An 18,079-nucleotide genomic window follows, 5' to 3' on the forward strand; every position below is an offset into this window, starting at 1 on the left:
CCCTAAGAGCAAACCACCCCTTTTAGGGGTGGTTTTGATTAAAGAAAAATCAAAAAAAATCTGAAATAGTTCTTGCATAGTTAGTTATATAAAGTATTATAACGTCATGGGATGAATGAAGGGTTCATCCAAGTGAGTTAGGAGTAAGGGATGTTCAATTTCGATGAGCCTCGTTACGAGAAGGTTGTGAGCGATGCCCTCGCTCTCCGTCCTCAGATTGAGGCTGCCGTGGACGAGGTCTGCGAGCAGGGTTATTCCAACATCTTCTTCATCGGCTGCGGCGGCACCTGGGCCCACACGCTCCCGATGAAGTATTGGGTCGAGACCACCACGGCCGACGTCGATGTCCACTGCGAGATCGCCGCAGAGTTCCTCGCCTGCCCGCCCAAGACCTTCAACAAGGATTCTGTCTGCGTCTTCTCCACCCGTACCGGCACCACCCCCGAGATCATTGAGGCTGCCAAGTTCTGCCAGGAGCAGGGCGCCCGCACGCTGATGTATGTCTCCAACGACAACACCCCGGCCACCGAGTACGCCGATTACAAGTTCTTCAGCTTCGCCGAGGACGACGTTCTGTGCGAGGCCATCTACACCTACCAGATCACGCTGGTCGCCCGCTTCCTCAAGAACGCCGGCGCCTTCCCCAAGTACAACACCTTCATGGAAGAGTTCGGCAACATCGCTCCGTACCTCATCAAGGCCAAGGACGCTCAGGACGAGCGCTGCGCCGCCATGGCCGAGGACTTCAAGGACACCGATTACCACATGGTGATTGGCTCCGGCATGCTCTGGGGTGAGGCCTACGACTACGCCATGTGCATCCTCGAGGAGATGCAGTGGATCAAGACCAAGTCCATCCACGCCGCCGAGTTCTTCCACGGCACCATCGAGCTGTGCGAGGAAGGCACGAGCCTCATCATGCTCTACGGCGAGGATGACACCCGTAAGCTCATGGACCGCGTGGACAACTTCACTCACATGCTCGCCGACGAGAAGGGCGTCAACGTCCGCGTGAACAAGTTTGACACCGCCGAGGTCGAGCTGCCGTTCAGCGACCCCGAGTTCCGCAAGATCGTTTCCCCGATGGTCACCTACACCATCACCGAGCGTCTGAGCTGCCATCTCGAGCACGTCCGTAACCACCCGCTCACCACGCGTCGTTACTATCACCAGATGAACTACTAATCCTCTCAAATTGCTGCGGTTGTCTGCAGGCGAGCTGCGCAGAATGCCTCGCCTGCAGACCTGTTTCTGGGGTTGATCGAAATGGTTGTCCAGTATCTTCTAGTTGCACTGGTCGCATTTATTGCGTCCATGGACGAGCAATTATTTGGCATTACGATGCTTGGTCGTCCGCTGTTTACGAGCCTGTTTGTCGGCTTGATCCTTGGCGATGTCCAGCAGGGCGTTATCGTCGGCGCTGCTTTGGAGTCCATGTTCATGGGCGCCATCATGGTCGGCGCGGCGGTTCCTCCCGAGGTCTATGCCTCCGGCGTGCTTGGCTGCGCGTTTGCCGTCATTACGGGTACGGGCACGGCAACTGCAGTCGCGCTCGCCCTTCCCGTCTCCGTCTTCCTTCAGGTGTGGCGCAACTTCTGCTACGCCGTTCCGGGTGCCTTTGCCTGCAAGAAGATTGAGACCGCTCTGGCAAATCGCGATCTTGCCAAGGCGAATCTGTACCATCTGACCATCGTGCCGCTGTCGATTGGCATTCCGTCTGCACTGCTGGTGTTTGGCTCGCTGTTCTTTGGTGCCGACCTTATCAACAATGCGCTCAACGCGATTCCGCAGTTTGTGATGGACGGCCTCAACGTTGCGTCCGGCGTCATGGTCTGCATCGGCTTCGCTCTTCTTATCAGGACCATGGGCGATAACAAGCTCCTTCCCTGGCTGTTCCTGGGCTTCATTATGGTCATCTACCTCAAGATGGACGTGGTCGGCGTCGCCGCAGCTGCCATTTGCGTCGCGCTGCTCCTGGCCTTCCGCGAGGGCTCGTCCGGTCCGCAGACGGTTGCTGCAGATGAAGAGGAGGACTTCTAATGGCTATCCAGAACACCGACCTCAAAGAGGCCAAGAAGGACGCGATTATGACTCCCGATATGTATCGGAGCATGTTCCTTCGCCAGTTTACGAGCCAGTGCTCGCAGTCGTACGACAAGATGATGGCAATGGGCTTCATGTACACCATTCAGAAGCCCCTGCGAAAGATCTATCCCAACGACGACGATTACTATGCGGCGCTCGATCGCCATACCGAGTTCTTTAACATCACGCCTCATGTGCTTCCGTTTGTAGCCGGCCTAACGGTTTCGATGGAAGAGCAGGCGGCTGCCGATAAGAACTTCGACACGTCCTCGATTAACGCCATGAAGGTCGGCCTTATGGGACCGCTTTCCGGCATCGGCGATTCGTTCTACTGGGGTACGTTCCGCGTGGTTGCCGCCGGCATTGGTATTGGCATCGCTTCGACGGGCAACCCGCTCGGCCCCATCGTGTACGCGCTCATCTACTCCGTGATTAACTTTGCAACGCGTATCGTCGCCGCCCATCTGGGTTACGACTTGGGAACCAAGTTTTTGCAGCAGTCCGAAGAGAGCAACCTTATGTCTCGCATGACGCATGCTGCCGGTGTTCTCGGAATGACCGTTATCGGCGCCATGATTGCGGCACAGGTCTCGCTGTCCACGGCTTTGACCTTTGACGTGGGTGGTTCGGAGATTGTCCTGCAGGATCTGTTCGATTCGATCTTTCCCGGTCTGCTGCCCTTGCTGGCAACGTTCGCTTGCGTTGCCCTCTATAAAAAGGGCGTCAAGACCATTTGGATCATCTTGGGCATCTTCGCAATCTGCATCATCGGAACGGGCTTGGGAGTGTTCGCGGCGGCGTAATGTTGACTGCAATGCTCGCGCGTTGGATAACTAACTGACCGTTTGAAAACGGGGCTCGGCGTAAGGCCGGCCCCGTTTTTTATTTGAGGGATTTTCCGACCGTCCAAAAAATCACACTCGTCCATCACTCACGCATCTCTCATCTCTCATTCGTCACTAATACGAGAGATAACAGAAAGACGAGAGATAAATATGAGAGATAACAATGCTGCAAGGTGGCTAGGGGATCGAGTCAAAGTTCCCGTATACATGAGTTTACCTGCGCGAACGTGATTTGCTTGAACCGATAACGGCATTTTTGTCTCTCATCTCTCACTCATCTCTAAGCTGAAAGATAAATGAGAGATGGCTGAGAGACAGACAGACGGTCTGTCGGGGGACATGCATCGCTGCCAGATTGATGCCGCGCACAGAGCGGCTGCGCGTTCACCCGTGCCCCACATCCCGCCATTTCGCGCACTGCCCACCGAAACCTGCGGCAAAGCAGTTACAATAGCCCAATGTGCATCGCGCACGACGATGATATCGGCGCCCGCGACTAGGGGAGAATACATGGCAGAGCAACAGATAACGCCGGGGACTAAGCTTCAGGTGGCATTCGACGTGCCCATGGGCCAAAAAACCGACTTCAACATGCTCGCCACGTACAAAGAGGACCTGGACGAGGCGTACTTTCTTATGAGCGCGCCCATGCTTGCCGGCAAGCCGCTGCTCATGGACGAAAACCAAAAGCTGCTGCTGCAGTACAAAGTAGGCGAGGAGACGTTCGTGCTCGCCGGCTATCCCGAGGCAGTCGAGAAAAAGGGCATCCGCACCTATTGGAAAATGCGCAAAGTCGCCGAGCAGCGCAGCTTTGTCAAGCGCCGCGACGAGCGTTTTAAGGTCGCCATGCGCCTGACCTACCAGCGCGACAACGCGCCGACCCCCGAGCCCGAGGACGCCATGACCATCGACGTCTCGGCCGGCGGTCTGGCTATCTACCTCAACGATTACCCCGACGTGGGCGAGGCCCTGGCCGTGCAAATGCCCACGATCCGCCTGCAGGGCGAGCGCCACGAGCTGCCCGAGCAGCTGGGCATCGTGTGTTGGGTGCGCCGCGCGCCCAAGGGCAGCCTGTACCGCAACGTCTGCGGCCTGCAGTTCCGTTACGCCGACGACATGGAGCGCGAGCTCGTCAAAGAATACGTCGGCTACATCCGCGCCAAATATAAGCTCTGATCGCCATGGCACTGTTCAAGCGTAACGACAACAAAGATCAAGCTGCCGAGGATTTGGCCGAGGGTTTGACCGAGGACCAAGCCGAGGACGCGCTACAGGACGCTCCCGGCGCTAACGCCGAGGACGCGCCCGGCGAGGACTCCGCGCCCGACCAGCCCCCCGCCTCCCGCAAGCGCTTCGGCAAGCCCAAGTCCAAGCCCAAACCCAAACCCAAGCGCAAGCCCAAGCGCGACTTGCGCGGCGTGGTGCGCATCGAGGAGCTGGAGCAGGCGCTGGCCGACCAGGACCTCGACGACATCGACCCCGACGCGGTCGTGTCCATGTACATGCCCAAGCGCCGCATGGAGCGCATCGGCACGGCGCTGCTGCGCATGGACAAGCTACAAAAAGCCCTCGTGGTGCTGGCGCTTGCCTTTGGCGTGCTGTTTGCCCTGTCGTTTATGCAGGAAAACATGGGTAACTTCACCATCAACCTCAACCGCCTGGAGCTGTTCCGCCGCGGCGTGGCCATTGCCGACAATGGCGACTTTAACAACGCCACCGCGCGCCTGGCGGCCGACGCCGTGGACAACGGCACCAATATCGCTGCCGACGACCTGCCCGACAACCTGGATAACATCGACGGCAGCCACAACGGCAAGAACTATGTGGCGTACACCTTCTATATCCGCAACGCCGGCAAGACCGATCTGGGCTACAGCGCCAAGCTCAAGGTGGTCAGCGCCAGCAAGGGCGTGGAGAAGGCGGCGCGCGTGCGGGTGTACCGCAACGGCGAGCCCACCACCTATGCGGCGGCAACGGCCGACGGCAGCCCCGAGCCCAACACCGAGCCGTTTGCGTCCAAGGACGTGGTGACGACCATTAGCCACAAGAACTTTCGCGTGGGCGATGTGGACAAGTACACCGTGGTCATTTGGCTGGACGGCGACGACCCGGAGTGCGTGGACAAGATCATCGGCGGTGCGGTGGAGTTTGGCTTTGACTTTGATTCGTCCGAGACCGACGACTCGAGCCTGTTCATTAAATTCGTGCAGGATATTGCCGACACCCTGACCGGCAACGACCCCATTAGCGCGAGCGGCAACGAGGCGCCCGATTACTACAAGGAACACAACGTGACCTGGAGTAACCGTCGCAACCAAAAGAACTCGCCCGCGGGGGACGGGGACAAGTAGAACGAAGAAGCGCCGGGCCGGGAGTGATTTCCCGACCCGGCGCTTTTGTTATGCGGAGGCGTTGTCGGCGGAGGTAGCGCCGTTGCCAGCGGCGTCGTCCAGCAAGAACAACCGCAACGCGAGCTTGATCGCGTAGCCCGGTTTGACCTGCACCGGATCTCTCATGCGCTCGCCCAGGTCGCCGCAGTAGGCATAGATGTCGCGGATCAGATCCGCGCCCGAGAGCGTGAACATGTAGCCCGCGTCCGAAAGCGCGTTGGGCGCTGCGGGCAGCCCCGCGGCCGCACAAAAGCTCGCGAGGTCGGAGCCCATGACGGCCTTGTAGTCGATCGCGGCGCCACGGTCCCGGGCGGTCTGCTCCTGCTCGCGGGCATATGACAACGCCGCCGCCAGCACAAAGCTGGGTGTGGGCGCGTTGACGTCGTCGGTGGTGGCGACGAGCTTACCGGCCGCTCGCGTGACCAGCCAGGCAACTTCGCGCTGACAACGAACGGCTTTGCGCGTCACCGGCTTGATCGATCCGGCAGAAACGCTTCCCTTGGGTTGATTGGCGGCAGCCATGGGGCCCTCCCAACAAATAGCGAGCTAAGCAGGTAAAAATACACGTTCTGCACCAGTATAGCGAGTGGGGAAGGGCTAGGGGCAAAGCTCGGCGAGGGGTGTGAATATGCTGGCATGGCGCTGCGGTCGCAAACCTTAAGAGGGACTTATAACTTTGCGGGAGCGCGTAGCCAGATAAGGTAAACAGCGTTTGCACAGTTCCATACCCAAGTCCAAGGTAGACCCATGAATCTGCCGGAATGTAGGCTCCCGAAAACTCATAAGGAAATCGTAAGAATTATGGTATCCTCAATTCCAAATTTTAAGGATGGGCAAGCAACATCCAACACGAAAGCACGGGCTCCCCTTCCGGGCTTCTCGGGGGTCATCTGGGATGAATGGGGAAAGAAAGGGGTCCGTATGGATACCAAGGCATTAAAGAAGCAGATGGGCGCCGCCATCGCCATGGTGCTGGTAGCAGCCGTAGCATTGGGCTCTGCCACGTTCGCATGGTTTGTGACGAACAGCAAGGTTGACGCCACCACGAGCACGATTTCCGCTCAGTCGAACGCGGCGTTTATGACCATCACGAATGGTACGACGGGCGCAAGTGGGGTTGATACCACTACAGTCGCTACTAATGTCGAGAAGAAAGCTCTCTTCCCCGCGACTTACGGCGAGGAAACCGGTGCCACTAAGGGACAGTGGATGACTGGTTTCGGTAAGGGTCTTGATGACGGTACGCTTAATAGTACACTCGAGCTTTGCAAGGACCCGAACAATGCCGAAACCGCTGGATCTACTGCTGCAGCAGTGAAGGGCAGCTATGCGCTTCAGCAGGACTACAACATCAGCTCTAAGGGTCAGAATCTGACTAATCTCGAAGTTGATAAAGTCGAAGTTTCCAAGAATGCAGCGTCAAACTCTGAGCTCATGAAGGCCTTGCGCGTGCTGGTTACGAACGATAGCGGGAACACTTGGGTAGTATACGGACAGAAGGCGAACTCGACTGAGTTCGAGGTTAAGCTTACTTCTGCCGATCAGAATGCCGCTGTAACTCTTGGCAATATCACCGCTGGTCAGGATACTGCAGTCCATGTTTACCTTTACTACGAGGGTAAGGATGCTGTAGTTAAAACCACGAATCTTGAGAATAACCAGTTGACCGATACTGCAAAGATGACGGTTTTCTTTAAGGCTCAGGCAGCCAACAAATAGTCTGTGTTTGTACGCTGGCTTAATAGGGCAGGTTCCCAGCCCGGGATCCTGCCCTTTTCCGTAACGAAGGGAGGCGACGGGTATGCACGATTCAGTAAAGAGGCTCAAGGTTCAGCTTGTTGGGGCAGCGTTGACCGTCGTCGTCTCGGCGGTGGCGCTTTCTGCGACTACCTACGCATGGTTTGCCGCCAATAATAGGGTTCATGCAACTACGAGCACCATCTCCGCTCAAGCGAATGGCATGGTACTCCAAATCGTTGAGGGTGACACACCCGACCACGGCTCCGATACCTCCACGGTTGCTTCTGCAACCGGTCACGAGATTAGCCCGTCATCGACGAACGATGCCAAAAACTGGTACGTTCCCCAAGGCTGGCAGGGTGTTAATGTGAGCACCTATCAAAAAGTCGACACATCCATTTCGGGTGAGGCTCCCGGTAAGTACACCATTCAGGGCAACGATTACTATGCATTCACCGCTGCGAATTACACGCTGTATACCGTGGCGAACACGGGCGTTGCCGACGTGTATTTGGACGCGAGCAACGGCTCGCCCATTACGATTACGCAGCATGGCGGCACGCAGGAATGGTTCGATAAAATCAAAGGCAGCCTGCGCGTGGGCATTGTGATCAACGGTGTGTTGCGCGTTGTCTATGCGCCAACTGCTCCCTCGACAACCGATTCGGGCAACGACGTGGCTACCGTTGCAGGTTGGTCGTGCGTCGACTCCGAATCTCTAAACAAGGTTGTTGCTCCTACGTATTTACACCTTTCTGGCACCGATTCGCTTGATCAAAACGGCGATAACTGGGGTGCCACGAAAGCGGGCGAAGCCTACATTAAGCCGAACGGCAACGCGCAAAAGGTCGCTTCGAGCGTCAATTACAGCGGCACGAACATGAAAGTTGTCGTTTGGATGGAGGGCACCGACAGCGATTGTCAGAATATGTCTGGCCTCGATGTGGGCGAAGGAAGCCCGACCTTTGACGTAACGGTCAGCTTGGTCGGCATCGTAGCCGATTCAAAGTAGTGTAAACGCTGCTAGCAACTTTGATAAAAGACGAGGGCCAGTTCAGAATCGAACTGGCCCTCGTCTTGTTTGTGCCAATAGTGGTTCGACTACAGCCCGTACACCTCAACCATGGCTTCACCAATACGGTGAGGCACGCCGGTGACAAGCGCGTTGCCCATGCAGAAGGCTCGATGGCCATCGGTCATGCCGGTGTCGGTCCAGCCCTTCGGGAATCCCTGGAGCTGGTCGAGTTCGTCGGGAACAAGACGACGGAAACGACCGTCGGGGCACTCGATGACATGCTTAAAGCGGCTGGCTCCCGTGCCGCCTTCGCCCGTGAGAATCGTACGGCTTGGTTTGTCGATAGCATCCGGGAAGCTCATGGCACCCTCTGAATACGTATACGTAAAACCGGTTTTCTTATTGGTGCGCTCTTCGCGTTTGCTGCCCTTGAGGTAGCGCCAATCGGGAAGCTTTTCGTCAGAGATGTAGAACTGCTCCGGAACATTCGCCTCGTCGACAAGCACATCGCCAAGCACGCGGCGCTGGCCGTGATAGTCCTCAGCGAAGTCGCAGGTCAAAACGTGGCAGCCTTGCATGACACCGGCATTCTTGAACTGGGAAGTCTTCTGTCCAACGCCAAAACGAGTCGAGTTTTCATAAGGATCAGGCAGAACATCGAGCTCGGCCATTTCGTCAGGATAGATGGCGGGGAAGGCCTTGGCCATGACGCCGTTGTGCATGCGATCGACAAGATCAACCTTGCCGGCGTTCTTCTCGCAGAAGATGTAAACGCGCTTGCGACGCTGGGGGAAACCGTATTCCGCGGAGTTGACCACGCGCCATTCGACGGTGTAGTCGAGGTCGGCAAGGCAGCTCAAGATGATGGCGAAATCGCGACCGCGCTGAGATGCGGGCGACTTGAGCAGGCGATCAACATTCTCAAAGAGCCCGAAGCGGGGCTTCTTCATCTCGAGGAAGTGATAGATGTCCCACCAAAGGACACCTTTCTTGCCCTCGATGCCGTGTGCCTGATTAAGCGGACGTGCGACGGAGTAATCCTGGCAAGGGAAGCCGCCAACGACCATATCGACGTCGGGGATTTCAATCTCGCCGGCTTCAGCTTGTTCCATGACTTTATTGATATCTTCGTTGACTACGGAATCCTCGCCAAAGCGGTCCATATAGCAACGTGCCGCGAACTGACGGGCCTTGGTTCCGGGCGGTTCCCACTGGTTGGCCCAAATGGTGCGAAAGGGGCCGGCGGGCTTCATGTAAAACTCGGGATGACGCGGGTCGGCATAGCCTTCAAGACCCAGACGAAATCCGCCGACGCCCGCAAAAAGCTCGGCAATGTTAATCTCAGACACGTTTCTCCAATCGCTGCTGTGTCCGTTTATGGTGCTCACAACAATAACCGATCGAGCGGACAAGATCAAGACCTCAATTTGATGGAGGAAATTGCTGCCCTGAACTACCATGGGGCTAACTGCGACTTTCGGAGGTACCTCATGTCCAAAAAGCACCTCGATTTCAAGCGCATGCTTGATGATACCGATTTTTCTGACCCCTCTAGCATCGAGCGGTATGCTGCCAATCTCGACGGGATGACGTTTCGCGATATTCTCGAGCTTGGCATTGCGCCGGAGGGAGAGAGTGCGCCCAAGGACTTTGGGTCTAAGAAGTACAAGGGCGGTATGGGAACCCTGATCGAGGAGCGTTACTTTGGCTACAAGGCCAACAGCGATGATCGACCGGATTTTCCCGAGGCGGGCGTCGAGCTCAAGGCAACATGCTTCGACGTGCTCAAGGATGGCCGCAAATCTGCTGGCGAGCGTCTTGTCTTGACGATGATTCCCTACGATCGTCCCGTTTCTCTCGACTACGACAGTTCGCATCTCAAGACCAAGCTCAGCAATATCCTGCTGATTTACTACGGCCGCGATCGTTTCATCGATAAATACGACCAGCGCATTGAGCGCGCGGTCATGGTTCGTCTGCCCGAAGAGGACATGAAGATCATTCGCGCTGACTACGAGAAGATCATTTCGTACATTCAGGATGGTCGAGCGGACGAGCTATCGGAGGGCATGACCACCTACTTGGGCGCCTGCACAAAGGGTGCAACCGAAGCGACGATGTGGGTTGACCAGTATTACGAGTATTTCAATACCGATACGGGTGAGATTGAACGTCGTCGTGCAAAGCGTCGCGCTTTTTCACTCAAGCGCTCGTACATGGACTATGTACTTCACACCTATGTTCTCGGTGCCCCGCGTGTCGGCGAGAGCATCGTTCAGGCTGGCGACGAGTCCGTTGATTTCGAAAGCTATGTAACTGGACTTATCGAGCGACACTATGGCGAAACCGATCGCCAGATTGCGGAGCAGTGCGGCCTGGAGTATACGGGCAACAAAGCGCAATGGACAACACTCGTTTATCGAATGCTCGGCATTAAAAACAATGCCGCCGAGGAGTTCGTTAAAGCAGGGATTAGCGTCCGTGCTTGTCGCGTTAATAAGAGGGGGCATATTGAGCAGGCAATGTCTTTCCCTCCGTTTGAGTTTAAGCAGCTAATCAACGAGGATTGGGAAACGTCTTCCTTCCGTGCGCGCCTTGAGACCAACCGTTTCTTCTTTGTCGTGTTCCGTGAGGACCACGAGGGGGAGTGGCGTCTTGACCGCTGCCTATTCTGGGCAATGCCGGCAAACGAAATCGAGGGTCCCGCAAAGGCTTGCTGGGATGAGACGCGAAAGGCCATTCGCGAGGGCGTTGAGCTCAATCCGTATCGGGATGCAAGCGGAAAGCTCAAGGTGACCAACAATCTGCCCGGTATGGCCGACAATCCAATCGTTCACGTTCGCCCGCATACGTCGAAAGCCGCGTATAGATTCGCCGATGGAACTGAAATCGGCGATATCGCGAAGAACGCCTACGAGTTGCCTGACGGACGCTGGATGACCAGGCAATCGTTCTGGTTCAACAAGAGCTATCTGGAGCGCATCCTGGGGCTGTAGCCTCCGAGACAGTTGCTCGGCAGCCAAGCCCTTTGGACTTAAAACTTCAAAAGTGCTGATAGGCGGGCCTTCGGTCTTTTTGAATTGCCCGCCCTACGCCCGCAACGCTCCAATGGGGAACACGTAGACGTCGTGTTCGGCATCGTAGCGGCAGAAGGGCGAGGTCGCGGTAACGACGGCGCAGAACTCCGGCTGAGGGTTGCGTGCGGCAGGGTTCAGGGCGACCTTGCGACGTAGGCGTTCGATGTTGTGGATTCCGTCGCTTACCTTGGATTCGCCTAGTTTGATTTCTATTGCTGCCCAGCGGCCATCGTTCAGTTCGATTATGGCGTCAACCTCGAGCCCGTCGGAATCGCCGTAGTAGTGGAGCGAGCCTGGGTGCGAGCCGGGCAGGCATGTGGTGTAGACGCTTAGATCATGAATGCACAGAGACTCAAAAAGCAAGCCAAATGTCTGGCCGTCTGCAAGGAGCCTCTCGGGATTCATTCCGAGCGCGGCTGCGGGAATGGAGGGGTCGACGAAATAACGTTTTGGCTTGGTGCGCAGGCGAGACTTGGCGCGGACGGGTGCATCCCAGCCGGGAAGATTTACGATCGCATACATGCTCTCCAGCATATCGAGGTAAAACGCCACGGTCGAAGTTGCTGGCTGGGCGTCGCTGTCGCCCAGCGATGCGTCTAATGCGATGGTATTGAGCGTGGCTGAGGTCGCAACGTTGCGTGCAAGCGAGGACACAATGCGTCGCGCCGTGGACCCAATGCCTCCTTTTTGTGGAACGCTAACTTCGTACATGGCGTCAAGATATTGGTTAACGACCTCTGCGGCCATCTGAGAGTTCGCCCCGACAAGCGCCGGCCATCCCCCGCAACAAATTGCGTCGGCCAGCATCGAGAGCGAACCTGTATAGGCGGAAGGTTCGAATGATCCATCGAATAGGTTTTTCAGCGAAACGGACCCCGTCGAAAGTCCGCGTTCCCAAAGCGTCATGGTGCTCATGTCGAGACGCGCTATGCGACCGGCGCCGCTGTGGGTAACAGAATTCTTAGCCGGCGTTGACGATCCAGTGAGGATAAAGAGGCCCTTCTCGCCGCCGGATGCATCTACGGCGCGGCGCGTGGCATCCCATGTTGCGGGGGTCTCCTGCCATTCGTCGATGACGTGCGGCTTATTGCCCTGAAGGGCGAGCGAAGGATCGGCTTCGACCAACGACTTTACGTTTGGGTCGTCAAGATGGATGACACTCTCGCCGAATGCGAGTGCGGTCCATGATTTACCGCACCATTTGGTGCCCCGAATCTCGACAGCCCCAAATATCTGGAGCAGTGTTTGCAGCCGTTCGTCCAAAAGGCGAGGACGGTAGGATTTGGGCCGTTCCGAACCATAAGAAATCATAACTAGATAAACCTCGCTATCTGGGCATACTCGATTTTCGAGGATAATCATACTTGATTTTCGAGGATTTCCGCACTCGATTTTCGAGCTTTGCCCTACAGGTAAATCCCATCGCATAGGGGTTTGTGGAACTGGGTGTGGTGGTCGCGTGCCCAGGTAAAGAGCGCCTGGTCAAAGTTGTCCTGGCTGGCGGGGATGCCAAAGACGCCGGCGACTTCCACGCGCACGAACTCCAGCGCGGGCAGCTTGTTGATGGCCGTGAGTGCAAACGGCGACGTGGGCTCCTCGAACAGGTAATGGCTGCCTTGCAGCGCGCCGCAGGCGGTGCAGGTGCTAGCGAGCGATACGGTCTTGGTGGTGCGCGACGTTACGGGCTTGTAGCCGCAGCGCTCGCGCAGGTAGTCGCGGATCTCGGCCGGCACGCAGCCCAGCGCGGGGACGATGACTATGGCGTTGGCGCGGGCGGTGTCGATCGCGATGTGCCCCGCGTCGTCCATGGCGAGTGCAGCGCTGGGCACAGCCTTGCTGCCCGAGTCCTCGGCCACCCGATACGGAATGCCAAAGGCCGCGACCGTCGTCTGCTCGTGGCACTTCCAGCATTCGCGCTTGCCCAGTACCAGATAGATGTAGGGCGCGCTGGGGTCGGAGCGATCCACGCCGGGCAGCCACGCGGCAAAGGGCTCGGGGTTGACGCCATCGGGCACGTACCAGATCTTCTTGACCCGGTCCCATTTGGCGCCCAGGGCCTTGGCCTTGTCTTTGTGCGAAAAGGGAACATCGAGCTCGGTGCGCATGGCGGCTCCTTTGTGCGGCTTGCGGTGCATGTGCTCCAAGGATACCCCAGCGCTGGGTGTGTGGTCGCTAAACGAGCATTTCGACCGTCCGAGAAGTCGCGGAGCATTTTGGCGAGGGCGTGCCGTCAAGCAAATGGGCAAGTGTTTGGTCAGCTTTTGCTCAGTTGAGCGGCAACCTTGCCAAAAGCTTGACGGATTTGCATTTAGACGTCGACGAATGAACACTTTGGGCGCGCTGCGGCTAAAAACCGCTGGTCGTTTGCCGAAAACTCGCCAGGGTCGCGAGTCGCCGCCGACGCGCGTGCTATCTTCGCGCCATGGGTTACTTTATCGTTTCACATAACGCTGCGTTGGCGCTTTTGGCGCACCTGCCGAACCCTCGTTTTGGGGATTCGGAACCAGAGGTCGTGTCGATTGCAGGTGCCTGTGCGCTGTTGGACCAAGAGGCGCAGGACTTTATCGATCGCTATGATCTGGGGATCCAAACGCTGGATTTGCTGGTGCCATCGCGTGCCGACCGTCGGCAGAGCAAGCATGTTAAGACGCACCTGTGCACCAACGAGCTCCCGGCGGGCTCGTTTATCTCGCTGGGCCACTGGATGGGCGACCTGGATGCGTATGTGTGCTCCCCCGAGCTGGCGTTTGTGCAGGTTGCGCACGACAGCTCTGCGGCCGAGACCATCTATGCCGGCTATGCCATGACATCGAACTACCGGTTGGATAACCTTGCTCCCGGTGGGGTGACAAGCAGGGATGGGGGCATGCGCGATGGCAGGCTCACGACGAAGGAGCTCATTGCGGCTTATATCGAGGCGTCCCCAAAGGTGAGGGGGCTTGCGAAAGCAAAGGCGCTGCTTGCGTATGTGATCGAGGGGTCGCGCTCTCCGAGGGAGTCGGGTCTGTGCATGTTTATGTCGCTGCCTGCGCGCTACGGCGGGTACGCATTGGGCAAGGCCGAGCTCAACAAGAAGGCTTTCATTCGCGATGGACTCAACGATGGGCGCGAGCGCAAACTGCGCGTGTTGGAGCGCACGCCCGACATTACGCTTACGGCTAAAGTTGAGGTAGGCAGGGATAAAGTAAAGGCCGGGCTGCTGCCAGAGGTGCTGGCCGCGATGGTCGACTACGACAGCGATGCCATTCATGACGGCCGCGAGAAGATCCACAAGGATGCCGAGCGCCGCAACGAGTTGGAACTGCTTGAGGGAGTAGCGTATTTTACGGTGACAACCGACCAAGCAAATGACTACGACAAGCTCGTTCGGCTGTGCGAACGCATCCGACGGAAGCTGCATCGGAATAAGCGCCCCATCTTTAACAAGGCGATGAGTGCAGAGCAGCGATATTTTGCCCATGCGCGTGCCGAAACGAAGCGATTTTGGCTCTGGCAAGCCGTTATCGATGCGCATCAGTATTGGTAGGGGCGGTAACAGGGGGTTAGAATTAGCGGCCATATATCCAGGTCTAATACTTTTCCCGAGAAGTGAACGAGCCAGAATGGACCCCCGAAACATCGACACTTTTAGGGGCCCGTTTCCTGCGGTTTTGCTGCTGGAATCCTGCGGTTTTGACGTCAAAAAGTGTGGATGCTCCAGGGGTCCAAATAAGCTCGTTCACTTCTCGGGAAAAGTATTAGACCTCAATTTAAAGAGGGTTACTTATATGTGACTGCGAGACCCATTCGGGTCTGATCGTGGCGATTGCTGGGGCTGTTTGGGCGATTTGGGCTCGGCCGGCGCAAAACAAAACAGCTCAGAGGCGAAGCCTCTGAGCTGCGAACATTTGGTGGGCGTTAGAAGATTTGAACTTCTGACCTCTTCCGTGTCAGGGAAGCGCTCTCCCCCTGAGCTAAACGCCCGATCAAGGGTGCGCGAGTGCGCAGAGAATAATATAACGGAGCTCCCACCCGCTGGCAAGAACTATTTTTTAAAAAGCGGCAACTTGCGACCCTATCGGCTCCCGATCCGGCGTGAGCAGGACGCGAAAAGTCGCGTTTGTACCCCCGATGAACTGCACATTCGCGTAAAATATTCCCATTATGGGCAAATGGTGTCCAGGTAGTTTACGATGCGGCATCTGGGGGAGGGACATGTCGGACGCGCGCTCACTGCGAAAACAGTTCAATCGCATGCTCGCCACGTTGCTGGTTGCCCTTGCTGCTGCCGGAGCCGTAACATATGCTTGGTACATCTACAACGCCAACCGCCACATCACCGACGTCAAGATGGCCGCCGGCACGGGCGTGACCTTCCTCATCTCCAACGAGTACGACGGCGAATACAAGACCAACGCCGGCCTGAGCTTTTCGGGCCTGCTCGATCCCGTCTCGACCGACAACGTGCTCAACGGCTTCCAAAAGGTAACGGGCTTTACCGGCGAAACCACCCAGGACTCGCTCTTTGCCAGCATGTTTGGCGCCGCCGAGCATTCCGACTACTACAAGACTTCCCTGTACCTGGCCACCAACTCGGCCGCGACCGACGTGTACCTGTCGGGCATCGACTTTACCGAGCAGGACACGGCAAACCCCATCTCTACCGCTCTGCGGGTGGGCCTGGTTACCTATGCGCCGGGGCAGGGCGATACCGTTACGGGCCAGTACATCTTTGAGGTCTCGGGCGAGCGCAATCCCCAGGCGCGCTACAACACGCTCGACGGCAAGGATGCCGGCGAGAACGAGCAGAATCACCTGGTGCTCGACAGCACCCGCTCCGATGGAACAACGGTTCATTTTGATCAGCTTACCAGCGCAAACTTTTGCGACTACAACGAAGACACCGGCGTAGTGAGCCTTAAGCAGGCCACGACCAAGATCTGCAGCCTGCCCGCCGCGGCCGAGGGCACCAACCGCAGCACGCCCGTGCGCGTGGATGTGTACGTGTGGCTGGAAGGCTGCGACCCCGACTGCACCAACAACCTGGCCACCACCAGCCTGCAATCGCTGGCGCTGCGCTTTGCCGGCAAGCGTTCGTAAGGGGGCCAGGGATGAGTGCATCGAACATCAAAGATGTCCTAAGCTCGCGCCGTCGCATGGTTGCTGCGGCCGCATGGATGCTGGTGCTGGTGGCCGCCCTGAGCGCCGCCACCTACGCCTGGTTTAGCAATTCGCGCTACACCAACGTGACGCCCGTGGCGCACACGGTAAGCGACGAGGGCTCCGACTTGCAGATTGGCCTTTCGGCCAACGGGCCCTGGGACACAACGGCAACGCTTGCCGCCGCCGACAAAACGCTCTATCCCATCTCGACGGCAGACCTTTCCCGTTTTTGGCGCGGCACCTTCCAAAATGCCGCGGGTATCACGACCGACTATGCCGACTGCACTGCGCAGCTGGACGACTACGCCCTTTCGGGCACGCTGTACCTTAAGGGCAGCGATAGCGCGCTCAACGTGTACCTGTACCAGGGCCAGATGGGCATGACGAGCGACCCGCAGCTGCTGGCCGCACTGCGCCTGGGCTTGGTGATCACGACTGCGTCGGGCACGCAAACGCATATCTTTACCTGTGACGACTTGGGCAATACCGCAGGCGCCACCAACAGGCGCACCACGGCGCAGGACGGCGCGGTCGTAGCGGGTGCCGCCTCGGGCTGGAGCTACACCGCCGACCCGGCCCGCGCTATTAGTTCTTACAGCATGGATGGCACCGGTGACACGCCCACGCCGCGCGCGGGCGCCACGCCCATCTGCACGCTGGCTGCCAACGAGGTGGCAAGCGTTCGCTACGTTGTATACATGGAAGGCTGCGACGCCAATTGCATCGACGAGGCCCAGGCCCGCGATGTGGTGCTGCAGCTTGCCTTTGCTGCGGCCAAGGCGTAAGGGGGCGAGCGACGTGAAAGATCAGAAGCGCATGCCAGCAGATAGCTGCGAGGCCAAAACCCAGAGCGAGAGCCCCGCGGTTCCCTCCAGCGTAGCCGCCGAGTGCCAGGTCCTCGAGGGCGCTGCCGCCCGCCGCCACGCTCGCCACGCGCGTGCCTACATCGCGCTCGTTATGGTGGCGCTCGCCGCCACCTTGGGCGCCGCGACCTACGCCTGGTTTACCAACAACATGAAGGTCAACACCAATTCGGTGAGCGTGCACAGCGACACGTCCAAGCTGGTGCTGGAGCTGGGCGACGCCGATCGCGGCAGCTGGTCGCAGCAGGGTGATGTTTCCCTGACTTCCAATGCGACTGGCGCCGTGACGCTCTATCCGGTCTCGACCTTCGATCTCAACGGCTTTGCTGCCTGCGCGCAAAACAACTCCGCCGGCGATGCCACGGTGTTTGAGCAGGCAAAAGACAACGGCTCCGCGTTCTACCACGGCTGGATCAATCTGCGCCCCACCATTACCGGAACGGGCGCCAGCAAAGTAAAGGGTAAGGTCAGCTTGTATCTGGCCGAGTCGTTGGTTCCCCAGGGTGTCGATGCCGAGCTGCTGCGCGCGGCTCGCGTGGGCATAAAGATCTCGAGCGGCAACCAGGTGCTTGCCACCAACATCTTTGAACTCGACGGCTCCGATAGTGGTCACCGCGCCGAGCACCCGGCGACTGTCCCTGCAGGCCTGGCGGGCTACACCGAGGGCATGCTCCTGGGCTGGCAAAACGGCCAGCTCGCTTGCGGTGCCAACGTGACACAGGACCCGGCCGCCTTTACGCTGGACACGAGCGAGACGGCCGAGCGCCCACAAAACACGCTCGCCACACTGGGGCTTGGCCAGACCTATCGCCTGGACATCTATTACTACATCGAGGGCACCGACCCCGATAGCGCCGACTACCTGCATCAAGACCCGGGCACCCTGCACCTGGCCCTCTTTGCGACCCTGGACGGTGAGTAG

Annotated in this window: 16 protein-coding genes and 1 tRNA gene; 12 read left to right on the forward strand and 5 right to left on the reverse strand. The window is 57.9% G+C overall.

The features are described 5' to 3' along the window. Positions 1 to 150 precede the first annotated feature (150 nt). The 5 genes from DXD16_RS07445 (at position 151) to DXD16_RS07465 (ending at position 5,281) form a co-directional block, all read left to right on the forward strand. Positions 151 to 1,185, forward strand: a complete 1,035-nt coding sequence (locus DXD16_RS07445) for an SIS domain-containing protein (RefSeq protein ID WP_117655658.1) — start codon at positions 151 to 153, stop codon at positions 1,183 to 1,185. A gap of 81 nt (positions 1,186 to 1,266) precedes the next feature. Then, complete coding sequence (locus tag DXD16_RS07450) at positions 1,267 to 2,040, forward strand: PTS sugar transporter subunit IIC (RefSeq protein WP_117563725.1); 774 nt, start codon at positions 1,267 to 1,269, stop codon at positions 2,038 to 2,040. Beyond that, positions 2,040 to 2,888, forward strand: a complete 849-nt coding sequence (locus DXD16_RS07455; protein WP_192924133.1) for a PTS system mannose/fructose/sorbose family transporter subunit IID — start codon at positions 2,040 to 2,042, stop codon at positions 2,886 to 2,888. The genes DXD16_RS07450 and DXD16_RS07455 overlap by 1 nt, the downstream gene beginning before the upstream one ends. A gap of 552 nt (positions 2,889 to 3,440) precedes the next feature. After that, positions 3,441 to 4,106, forward strand: coding sequence for a PilZ domain-containing protein (locus DXD16_RS07460; RefSeq protein ID WP_158551649.1), 666 nt, complete (start codon positions 3,441 to 3,443; stop codon positions 4,104 to 4,106). A gap of 5 nt (positions 4,107 to 4,111) precedes the next feature. After that, a complete protein-coding gene (locus DXD16_RS07465) occupies positions 4,112 to 5,281 on the forward strand; it encodes a hypothetical protein (protein ID WP_117655660.1) in 1,170 nt (389 codons plus the stop codon). A gap of 48 nt (positions 5,282 to 5,329) precedes the next feature. Here DXD16_RS07465 and DXD16_RS07470 read toward each other — a convergent pair whose 3' ends face one another. Then, positions 5,330 to 5,842 (reverse strand): hypothetical protein, encoded by a 513-nt coding sequence (locus DXD16_RS07470; RefSeq protein ID WP_117655661.1) that lies wholly within the window; start codon positions 5,840 to 5,842, stop codon positions 5,330 to 5,332. A 399-nt stretch (positions 5,843 to 6,241) separates the two neighbouring features. On the opposite strand from DXD16_RS07470, the gene DXD16_RS07475 reads away from it, so the two are divergent. Together DXD16_RS07475 and DXD16_RS07480 are read left to right on the forward strand one after the other, a co-directional pair. Next, complete coding sequence (locus DXD16_RS07475) at positions 6,242 to 7,039, forward strand: hypothetical protein (RefSeq protein ID WP_117655662.1); 798 nt, start codon at positions 6,242 to 6,244, stop codon at positions 7,037 to 7,039. Positions 7,040 to 7,121: 82 nt separating this feature from the next. Beyond that, on the forward strand, positions 7,122 to 8,072 hold the full coding sequence (locus DXD16_RS07480) for a hypothetical protein (RefSeq protein WP_117655663.1): 951 nt from the start codon (positions 7,122 to 7,124) through the stop codon (positions 8,070 to 8,072). 89 nt (positions 8,073 to 8,161) lie between these two features. Here DXD16_RS07480 and dcm read toward each other — a convergent pair whose 3' ends face one another. Further along, positions 8,162 to 9,424 carry a DNA (cytosine-5-)-methyltransferase gene (dcm, locus tag DXD16_RS07485; RefSeq protein WP_233502670.1) on the reverse strand — a complete coding sequence of 421 codons (1,263 nt, stop codon included), beginning with the start codon at positions 9,422 to 9,424 and terminating at the stop codon, positions 8,162 to 8,164. 141 nt (positions 9,425 to 9,565) lie between these two features. On the opposite strand from dcm, the gene DXD16_RS07490 reads away from it, so the two are divergent. Then, complete coding sequence (locus DXD16_RS07490) at positions 9,566 to 11,071, forward strand: Sau3AI family type II restriction endonuclease (protein ID WP_158606178.1); 1,506 nt, start codon at positions 9,566 to 9,568, stop codon at positions 11,069 to 11,071. Between the two features lie 93 nt (positions 11,072 to 11,164). Here DXD16_RS07490 and DXD16_RS07495 read toward each other — a convergent pair whose 3' ends face one another. Together DXD16_RS07495 and DXD16_RS07500 are read right to left on the reverse strand one after the other, a co-directional pair. Continuing rightward, entirely contained in the window at positions 11,165 to 12,514 is a 1,350-nt protein-coding gene (locus DXD16_RS07495; protein WP_158606179.1) for an ATP-binding protein, read from the reverse strand. Positions 12,515 to 12,558: 44 nt separating this feature from the next. Continuing rightward, on the reverse strand, positions 12,559 to 13,257 hold the full coding sequence (locus DXD16_RS07500; RefSeq protein WP_117655666.1) for a DUF5710 domain-containing protein: 699 nt from the start codon (positions 13,255 to 13,257) through the stop codon (positions 12,559 to 12,561). Between the two features lie 407 nt (positions 13,258 to 13,664). Here DXD16_RS07500 and DXD16_RS07505 point away from each other — a divergent pair, with 407 nt between their 5' ends. Then, entirely contained in the window at positions 13,665 to 14,678 is a 1,014-nt protein-coding gene (locus tag DXD16_RS07505) for a hypothetical protein (RefSeq protein WP_117655667.1), read from the forward strand. A gap of 362 nt (positions 14,679 to 15,040) precedes the next feature. Here the strand turns inward: DXD16_RS07505 and DXD16_RS07510 are convergent. Continuing rightward, a tRNA-Val gene (locus DXD16_RS07510) sits at positions 15,041 to 15,115 on the reverse strand. A gap of 231 nt (positions 15,116 to 15,346) precedes the next feature. Here DXD16_RS07510 and DXD16_RS07515 point away from each other — a divergent pair. Genes DXD16_RS07515 through DXD16_RS07525 form a run of 3 tightly spaced genes read left to right on the forward strand, consistent with a single transcriptional unit; the run spans position 15,347 to position 18,079 of the window. Continuing rightward, positions 15,347 to 16,231 carry a hypothetical protein gene (locus DXD16_RS07515; protein WP_117655668.1) on the forward strand — a complete coding sequence of 295 codons (885 nt, stop codon included), beginning with the start codon at positions 15,347 to 15,349 and terminating at the stop codon, positions 16,229 to 16,231. An 11-nt stretch (positions 16,232 to 16,242) separates the two neighbouring features. Continuing rightward, positions 16,243 to 17,079, forward strand: a complete 837-nt coding sequence (locus DXD16_RS07520; RefSeq protein ID WP_117655669.1) for a hypothetical protein — start codon at positions 16,243 to 16,245, stop codon at positions 17,077 to 17,079. 13 nt (positions 17,080 to 17,092) lie between these two features. Further along, positions 17,093 to 18,079 carry a hypothetical protein gene (locus DXD16_RS07525; RefSeq protein WP_117655670.1) on the forward strand — a complete coding sequence of 329 codons (987 nt, stop codon included), beginning with the start codon at positions 17,093 to 17,095 and terminating at the stop codon, positions 18,077 to 18,079.

The sequence above is a fragment of the Collinsella sp. TF11-5AC genome, from assembly GCF_003436775.1.
Lineage (GTDB): Bacteria > Actinomycetota > Coriobacteriia > Coriobacteriales > Coriobacteriaceae > Collinsella.